This window comes from Mesorhizobium sp. M1142, from assembly GCF_040318565.1.
Lineage (GTDB): Bacteria > Pseudomonadota > Alphaproteobacteria > Rhizobiales > Rhizobiaceae > Mesorhizobium.
Genome location: NZ_JAMYMK010000047.1, coordinates 1 through 8,264, shown reverse-complemented (window position 1 = coordinate 8,264; position 8,264 = coordinate 1). Strand labels below are relative to the sequence as shown.

At 55.9% G+C, this 8,264-nt stretch carries 5 protein-coding genes and 2 pseudogenes; 3 read left to right on the top strand and 4 right to left on the bottom strand.

All coding sequences use genetic code 11. The features are described from left to right. Window positions 1–219: 219 nt before the first annotated feature. Entirely contained in the window at window positions 220–2,112 is a 1,893-nt protein-coding gene (locus NKH42_RS30525; RefSeq protein ID WP_352974796.1) for an MBL fold metallo-hydrolase, read from the top strand. Window positions 2,113–3,056: 944 nt separating this feature from the next. On the opposite strand, the gene NKH42_RS30520 is transcribed toward NKH42_RS30525, so the two are convergent. After that, a complete protein-coding gene (locus tag NKH42_RS30520; RefSeq protein ID WP_352974795.1) occupies window positions 3,057–3,248 on the bottom strand; it encodes a hypothetical protein in 192 nt (63 codons plus the stop codon). Next, on the bottom strand, window positions 3,245–3,619 hold the full coding sequence (locus NKH42_RS30515; protein ID WP_352974793.1) for a hypothetical protein: 375 nt from the start codon (window positions 3,617–3,619) through the stop codon (window positions 3,245–3,247). Before NKH42_RS30515 ends, NKH42_RS30520 begins: the two co-directional genes overlap by 4 nt. Window positions 3,620–3,647: 28 nt before the next feature. On the opposite strand from NKH42_RS30515, the pseudogene NKH42_RS30510 reads away from it, so the two are divergent. Together NKH42_RS30510 and NKH42_RS30505 are read left to right on the top strand one after the other, a co-directional pair. After that, window positions 3,648–4,622 (top strand): annotated as a pseudogene (locus tag NKH42_RS30510) (IS481 family transposase). A 523-nt stretch (window positions 4,623–5,145) separates the two neighbouring features. Next, on the top strand, window positions 5,146–6,735 hold the full coding sequence (locus NKH42_RS30505) for a carbamoyltransferase C-terminal domain-containing protein (RefSeq protein ID WP_352974790.1): 1,590 nt from the start codon (window positions 5,146–5,148) through the stop codon (window positions 6,733–6,735). Window positions 6,736–6,829: 94 nt separating this feature from the next. Here NKH42_RS30505 and NKH42_RS30500 read toward each other — a convergent pair whose 3' ends face one another. Further along, a complete protein-coding gene (locus tag NKH42_RS30500; protein ID WP_502906437.1) occupies window positions 6,830–7,054 on the bottom strand; it encodes an integrase core domain-containing protein in 225 nt (74 codons plus the stop codon). A 171-nt stretch (window positions 7,055–7,225) separates the two neighbouring features. Continuing rightward, window positions 7,226–7,497: pseudogene (locus NKH42_RS30495) on the bottom strand (IS481 family transposase); the annotation flags it as partial. Window positions 7,498–8,264: the final 767 nt, after the last annotated feature.

Genomic DNA, 8,264 nt, shown 5'->3' with positions numbered 1-8,264 from the left:
AAACGATGTCCGCAAGATATTGGGATTGAACTGGCTGCGTGTTTTCCGAGAAGTCTGGGGAGAGTGATCTTGTGGCTTTGAACCTTGTAGCGAAGTTCTTTTCACATAAGGCATGTTCGTCATCAACGTGGTGCCCCGTTCGGTAAGAATAGGGCACGTGAGTGCGCTTACCCGTCTGGTCTCAGTAACGACAGATAATTCCAGAGCCCTCAGGAGTTCTTGAAAGGAAAATGTAAATTGTGTCTAATCCAGCGGACTGAACACCTGTGGGAACTTCGAGATACTTGCAACGTCTATGTCATAAAAAGCGGCACTGAGTGCGTAGTGATCGATACAGGATCAGGCGCGATTCTAAAACATCTCGGGGATATCGGTATAGATCGGATCGGCTGGGTTCTGCATACCCATCACCACAGGGACCAATGTTGGGGTACACCTCTTGTTCAAAGGGCCGGGGCGAAAATTGCCGTACCGGAATATGAACGTTATCTTTTCGAAGATGCCGAGGCACATTGGCAAACCCGGCGCATCTACGACAACTACTGCAATGGCAATACGTTCTTCTCCCTCGGCGAGAATGTTCCCGTGGACGCTGTCCTTGAGGACTATGGAACGTTTTCCTGGAAGCAGTATACGTTCCGCATCCTGCCTGCTAAGGGGCATACTTTCGGAATGGTCGGCCTAATCACAGAAGTTGATGGTATCAAGATTGCATTCACGGGCGATTTGATGACCAACGGAGGAAACCTTTATCAATTGCATGCTATGGAATATGGCTATGGTGATTTGCTTGGCATCGAGTTCACAATGCAGTCAATCCTGGCCTTGAAGAAGGAAAGAGTAGCGTACGCCTATCCATCGCACGGCTCGCCCATCAGCAACGTTGAGGCAGATATCGAAAAGCTTGAGTCGAAGCTCGAAAAGCTTGCTAACATCGGCAGGCTTTTTACCTCAGGGCGCAATAGCAGTTACAGTGATCCAGAGACACTGCGTGAAAGCAGGCTGCAGCGGATTAGCGAGCACCTTCTTTGGGCTGGACCATACACATGCTCAAATTTTTACATTATACTTAGCGGAAGCGGTCACGCCATGCTGATTGACTATGGTCTAGCCTCGGACGGGCATCTCCATGTTGGTTCAGATCACAGCGGCATGCAAGCCCAGCGTTTTGTTGAGCATCATCTTGATCAATTGCGCGAGGACTATGGAGTTCGAGAAATTGAGCTCGTCGTCCCCACGCACATTCATGATGATCATGTCTGTGGAATACCGTACCTCCAACGGCGTTTCGGCACGCAGTGCTGGGCTTTGGATCGTGTTGCCGAAGTCATTGCGGATCCTGCTGCGTGGGCAAGTACCCCGTGCTGCTTTCACAAGCCCATTGAAGTACAACGAGTCCTACGGGATGGTCAGGCATTTCATTGGAGGGGGTTCGACTTCGAAGTTCATTTCGCCCCAGGTCAAACCGAGTACCACGCCATTGTTTTCGGCATCATCGACGGCACCCGAATCATTTTTGGGGGAGACAATTTGTTCCTCTTCAACCCAAAATCTGAAGGAATTGACCGGGAGATTGTCGTCCAAACCACAGTGATGCGCAACAGCTTCCAACTGCAGATGCATCGCCGCTGCGCGACCCTGATTCAGGCAATTAAACCCGATCTAGTCTGCCCCGGACACGGCGAGCTTTTTGGGATGGACCAGTCGAGGATCGAGGAGTACAAAAACTACATTGAACGGAAAGAAATGGCGTTCCGCGACATTGTAGTTGAACCCGCAGACCATTTCATTGATCTCTTCTGGGCACAAATGATGCCATATCTGGTGGAGGTTCTGCCAAACAGTAATGTTACCTACACCGTCAGAATCCGCAACAATCTGCAGCGCGCTGCAGAGTATTGTGCTCGCCTTTTGCCGGCGTTTGGTTGGGTTTCGCTCGTCGGGTGCGGAAGCATCACGCTCCAACCCGAGCAGGTAGGCAAATTGCTGCTCACGGCTAAGGCGCCTTCGTATGTCGACAGACGGCGAAGGCTTATCACCGTCGAAATTCTTATCGACGGTGTATCGCAAGGACCTATTTGTGAAGCGCTCGCCTCAACGTTAGCAAATTAGTTTCTGTTCATAGCACGTCTTCCACGCGGTCGGAGTCTGAGTCGCGTGACGCAACAATCCGCGTCGAAGCATGCAAACGAGAATGGAAGCGGAAGACGACCTCGTTGGCGCAATGAGGTTCAGATGGATAGCGTTGCCATGCAGATGGTAAGCGCCACGCCGCTCCCGTCGTGCGGCGCATAGGTGAATGTGCCACTGCCGCCGCGTAGCGACACCTAACTGCATTGGCGAGTTCCATGCGTATAGCCGCCGCCACTTCGTCTTCATGATGCGTCTTTGGGGGTGAGGCCATCATGGCGGCATTCGCCTTCACGGGTAACATTTTAGGTGTGGCAACGAACCCACTTGGTAACATTTCCTTGAGGCGACGCGGGGGTCAATTTCTCGTTTCGACCGGCACGTTGATGCGAGCAGCGCCTTGCTGCCGCCATTCCGTCTTTCTGGTGACGGCCCTGCGTCTGGCGTTGGTAGGTCCACCGCTCGTAACGTTCCTCAATAAGACCCCGTCTTGGGGCGTTCCGTCATCCGTGCGCAGGAATTGATCCTCCGCCAGGACTCCAGCTTTTAGGAACTGCCCGACCAGCCGCATCACCCGACGATCCGCCACGCAAGCGCGCAGCCGATTCATCGATTGATCAGGTGATGATGGTTGATATTGTCGAACGAAGACACCACAGACTACCCCTCACCAAGACATTTCGCCCTCCGCCGGCGTCACTCGCAGACGGCATCCCTTTGAAGGAAGCCGTCTGGCCGTCATCAGCACTCTTACGCGGCGGGGTGTTCCGCTGTTGCTGGCGGTGTTGCCTGACGGCAGCCGGTCGCTCGGTCGCTCATTCCCATGGCATGGACAGACTGGGGCGGCGGCCAAGATGCCGAGTCCGCGCCTTCGCTGACTGACGGCGTGGACAGATCGGAGGATCTTTGCACCATCAATGATTTGCTCAAAAGCGCGCGCTGCGGACGCTCTGCTGAGCCGGCTCGCCGAGCCCGCCCCCGAACAGGAGGGCGATCATGCAGTTGGAGTTGGCGTTTTTCGAGCGGCCCATGCCGCTAGCGACCCGGCCGATGGGCCCCTTGGACGAGATCGATCGGCAGGCGCAGATCGTTTCGCCGGAGATCTTCGCACGCCTCATCGCGCAAATGCTCGCAGCAAAGTCAGGCTGCTGGGTCGGATCGCTGCCCGCTGCATCACATCCTGTCGCGACACGACTCTTACCATAGGGTAGGCGCCGCCGTAGATCGGGTTGTCGATCATCCGTGGATGGTCGCATGATTTGGCCCAGACCACGTCACCGTTGTTGCGCTTGGCTGGCAAATCCAGCCCATGCTCGAGGAGCCCAGAGCAGGCCTGCCGGGCGCTGCCGAGTTCGGCCACCTTGTCGAAGACGAGAATGATGGCGTCCTGGACACGGCGATCGGGATACCCCATCGCAAATGCGAGATTCGAGCGCAGCATTCTCACGACGCCGGCACTAGCTGTTTGATCCCAGGCTTTATGGAGCATCGTTGTCGTCCGAATCAAAGGATGCGCTATGGGCCAGGTTCTTCAGGGGAGCGCCACGACGACAGAGGCGATCCGTCGAGCGATACAACATAGTCAAGCGAGCCTGAGGGCGCTGGCCAAGCGCTACGGGATCAACCAGAAGACGGTCGCAAAGTGGAAGAAGCGGGCTTCGGTCGCGGACGTTCCGACTGGCCCGAAGGAGCCGAGATCGACCGTGCTTTCCGTGGAGGAAGAGGCGGTCATCGTCGCCTTCCGCCGCTATACGCTGCTACCGTTGGACGATTGTCTCTATGCGCTGCAGCCGACAATCCCGCACCTGACGCGATCCTCTCTGCACCGCTGCCTGCAGCGTCACGGTATCGGCCGATTGCCGGATGTCGAGGGCGACAAGCCGGCGAAGCGGAAGTTCAAGAGCTACCCGATCGGCTACTTCCACATCGACATCGCAGAGGTCCGCACCGAACAGGTAAGCTGCACATGTTCGTGGCGATCGACCGAACCTCGAAGTTCGCTTTCGTCGAACTGCACGAGAAGGCGACGACCGCCGTCTCGAGGGAGTTCCTGCTACGTCTGATCGAGGCGGTTCCTTACAAAATCCACACCGTACTCACCGACAACGGCATCCAGTTCACGACGCCCGGCGCCAGCGGCTCGGCCGTGCCGCTGATCAGGGAAGCCATCGCAAACGGCGAACTCTTCCGGGCACATGCCTTCGAATACGCCTGCGCCACGAACGACATCGAGCACCGCACGACCAAGGCCAAACATCCATGGACCAATGGCCAGGTCCATCAAGGATGCGACGGTCAAGCGCTTCTACTACGAGAGCCACGACCAGCTCCGTCGCCATCTCGCCGACTTCGTGACCGCCTACAATTTCGGCCGCAGGCTCAAGACCCTCAAAGGCCTCACACCCTATGAGTTCATCTGCAAGGCGTGGCTTTCCCAGCCGGAACGGTTTTCGCTCAACCCGCTCCAGCAAATGCCGGGACTAAACATCTAGCCGCCCGATCAAACTTCCAGGCTGGAATCTCCAGCCACCCATCGGATCCCCGACCAGAGAGGCCGCACTGGAGAAACCTCTCTAGGGGCGTAAACGTCATCAGTCTGCCCTGACGCAAATTGCCGCATCTGTGTTGCGAAATTATAAAATAAGCAAAAATATAGTTTTCAACAATAACGATTTTTCTATAATCCGTTTACAAACATTAACAATACAATATTCACAAGGCCTGAATGACGTGGTACAGATCCGGTATCCCGTTGCAAGTGCCAGTTGTGTTTTGCTCGTCCTGTGGGAGGAAGTATGCCCGGTGAACTTATGGCGTATGGGACTAGGCGAGATGTTGATTATACGTTGGTTAGTTGATTCCTTCTGAAAGGGAGTTGGTGCTGCTGATCCACCAAAATACCATCTTCGCAGACACGCAATTCACCGGGGATGTCCCCAATCACCGGTTCGGCACCATCTGTCTCGGGCGGCAAAACGCCAACGTTGGTGGCCTTCATCGCAGGAGCTGACATACATGAGGATAATTTCGTTCAAACCGCACCATGATGGCACGATTGCAGCACTAGACGCGTCGTCAGCCGAGCTCATCTTTTCATACGAGGCTGAGAAGGATAGCTTTCCCAGATATTCGACCATCACCCCGACAACGGTCCTCGAAGCCGCCGGCCGCCTAGACGCCATTCCGGATGTGATTGCTGTTGGTGGGTGGTCGAAGACAGGATTCGCGCGCAACGTGTCCGACGCGGCAGGCTACTACGGCGTAGCCGCAGGGTCGGAGGTTATCGGCGAGAAGACAATCTTCGGCAGGAGGGTGCATTTCTATTCCTCTACGCACGAGCGCTCGCATCTCTGGGGCGCCTACGGCATGTCGCCGTTTCCCGCCGGAATGGCGTGTTATGTGCTGATCTGGGAAGGGGGAATCGGCGATTTCTACGAGATCGATGAGTGCCTGCAGGTCGTGCATTTAGGAAAACTGATGGCGGGACCTGGTAACAAATATGGTTTCCTCTATGCACTGGCCGATCCGAAATTCACATTGCCCAAAGGAAGGTTGCGCTACGAAGACGCCGGAAAGCTGATGGCGCTTTGCGCCTATGGGCAGACGGGAACGCCCGACCGGGACGAGCAGGCGCTGATCGACTTCCTGCTTCCCCACGACATTGATGTGTATCCGGTCTACAAGGAGGATCTGCGGCATTCGCCATACTACAATATTGGCGTAACGCATCAGAAGTTTACCAACCTCGCCAGGCGAGTTTCGGACGCCATCTTTGATTCGTTCTACACCTTTGCAAAGAAGAACCTGAATAAGGGCTACCCGTTGCTGATTTCGGGCGGCTGCGGATTGAACTGCGAGTGGAACCGCCGTTGGCTCGAAACGAATCTCTTTTCCGACGTTTTCATTCCGCCATGCTCAAACGATACAGGCTCCGCGATCGGGACCGCAGTCGACGCTATGCGGCATTTTACAGGCAAGGCCAAGATCAAATGGAACGTCTATTCAGGCCAGCCTTTCACACTTGACGAATTTGACCGGACCGGGCTCGAGGTCCATCCACTCGACTACGGCCAGGTAGCCTCGGCGTTGCTCGATGACAAGGTGATCGGCTGGGTACAGGGGAATTGCGAAATGGGGCCACGGGCGCTCGGCAATCGGTCAATTCTCGCCGCCCCTTTCTCAAAGGCAACCCATGAGCGGCTAAACCGCATCAAGAACCGGGAGGGTTTCCGCCCGATCGCGCCGGTTTGCCTGGAGCAGGATGTCGCGCTCCACTTCGACCTGACGCGCCCGTCGCCTTACATGCTTCTTTTCCAGAAGGTTCTCGATAGCAGGTTGAAAGCCGTCACGCATGTCGATGGAACAGCACGGGCCCAGACAGTTTCACAGGAGCAGAACCCGCACCTCTTTCAACTGCTTACCTCGTTTAAGGCGAAAAGCGGGGTGGGCGTTCTTTGTAACACATCGCTGAACTTTAATGGCACAGGCTTCATCAATCGTGCAAGCGACTTGCTGACCTATGTCCGTGCCGCGGGTCTCGATGGATTCGTTATCAACGATGCTTTTTATCTCCTGAAGACGGGCGGCGCGGGGCCGATCAGATAGAAAGTTGAGCTTGCAGAACTTCCGTCCACTGTTTTGCTCCACTCGACGAAGTCTTACTTGACCTATGTTCGCTACGCCGGTGAGGTGGCTCGTCCTACACTGCACGTCCGAGCGTTGCGCGGCGGTCCGCGGCGATCCTCACATAGGTAACCGTTGCCGATTTGTAAACGTCTTCAATGAAGCTCGCGGTACGCCGCCGGGCGTACGAGGCATCACAATAAGCCAATTCTGCGACTTCTTCGTGCTTCAACGTTTTCATGAAACTTTCCGCGCGTGCATTGTCATACGGATTGCCGACCCGGCTCATACTCGGCTGGATCCCTGGCCATGGAGGTTATCAGAACAGCAGTTGCAAGCGTATTGAACTCCCCTGTCAGAGTGATGAATTAACTGCCAGGAACTGGAGCACATGCGGATCGCCATTTTCAGGGGCATCGACTGCAAGGCTGGCCCGCAAGTAGAGTCTTACGGCCAGCCGATGACCTTGCGGCTGAAGCGCATAGAGGCAATCGTCAAGCGGCAGCAACGTGTAGCGGCGGAAAGCGACAATGACCGCCTCTTCCTCAACGGAGAGCACGGTCGATCTCGGCTCCTTCGGGCCAGTCGGAACGTCCGCGACCGAAGCCCGCTTCTTCCACTTTGCGACCGTCTTCTGGTTGATCCCGTAGCGCTGGCCAGCGCTCTCAGGCTCTCTTGACTATGCTGTATCGCTCGACGGACCGCCTCTGTCGTCGTGGCGCTCCCATGGAGAATCTGGCCCATAGCGCATCCTTTGACTCGGACGACAATGATGCCCCATCAAAGATCCCATGACCGGTGGTGGATAGCGACCTGCGCTCTGGCAGAGTGGGGTTGCTGACCAACAACTCTGTGGAGGCCAATCATGCGTGTTGTAGCCGATCGATCTGCGGCGCCTGCCGCTATCCGCACCGATCTTGGCGCGATCTTCATTTCTTTGGAACTCTTATGTTCATTTGCAGAGCGGCGTGGCCCCGCCTGTTCGTCCCCGCTGTCAATGACCGTGGAATCGGGACCCCATATTTTCGTGTAAAAGGTCCACGAAAAATCACACCCGGTTACATCCGGTTCGCGGCAGATGCTCCGGCGAATTCGCCTTCGGCTGCGTCACCGGGCAAATCTCGGATGGGGCCGACGGCAATTACATCGCCTTCTCCTGGCAAGGCAACGACGAATGGACGAAGCCCGAGGCGACGGCTGGCCCGAAATCCAACCAGATGGCCCCGTCATGGCCGAATCTGCTTCCACTGATAAAGCCGTTCATCGCCCGCAAGTGGACTTTTTCACGCAGTGCAAGCGGCCTCCAGCCCCTCGACGGATATCCGGCCATTCAACACCACGCGCCATTCTCCTCGACGAAAGCCTGGTCATTCCTGGTCGGGCAGGTTCGGATACGCATATCGGCAACTGTATCCAATCTACAACACCTTGACAATTCTGGATCCAAGTGGTTTATATTCAGATGCCCCGCTGGCAAGCTGGCGGACTTTCTGGGAGGAATGGCTTGGACG

Coding starts and splice junctions, on each gene's coding strand:
- NKH42_RS30520 (WP_352974795.1), bottom strand. CDS start 3,248: ATGAGGCGTGCGAAGATCTCCGGCGAAACGATCTGCGCCTGCCGATCG.
- NKH42_RS30515 (WP_352974793.1), bottom strand. CDS start 3,619: ATGCTCCATAAAGCCTGGGATCAAACAGCTAGTGCCGGCGTCGTGAGA.
- NKH42_RS30505 (WP_352974790.1), top strand. CDS start 5,146: ATGAGGATAATTTCGTTCAAACCGCACCATGATGGCACGATTGCAGCA.